Annotated in this window: 1 protein-coding gene; it reads right to left on the reverse strand. The window is 30.9% G+C overall.

Annotated features, from left to right (window positions below):
• Positions 1-16: 16 nt before the first annotated feature.
• Positions 17-204: type VI secretion system tube protein TssD (gene tssD, locus OU788_RS12880; RefSeq protein ID WP_274635516.1), on the reverse strand; the 188-nt coding region annotated here is incomplete at its 5' end.

A 204-nucleotide genomic window follows, 5' to 3' on the forward strand; every position in this document is an offset into this window, starting at 1 on the left:
TATTTAGTCCTTCTCATTAAGCTACTGGCCAACGGTTATCTAAGTTAGCATTACCTATAAGTAATTCTTCAGCAGAGAAAGTAACTGTTAATTTCATTGGAATCTCATTGTTCACATCTAAATCTTCTTTGAAGTAAACGATGTAAGCATTTTTGAATTCCACTTCTTTCATTTTTGAATCTTCATCAGTTTTCTTGAAAACAA

The organism is Tenacibaculum sp. L6 (genome assembly GCF_028823685.1).
Classification (GTDB): domain Bacteria; phylum Bacteroidota; class Bacteroidia; order Flavobacteriales; family Flavobacteriaceae; genus Polaribacter.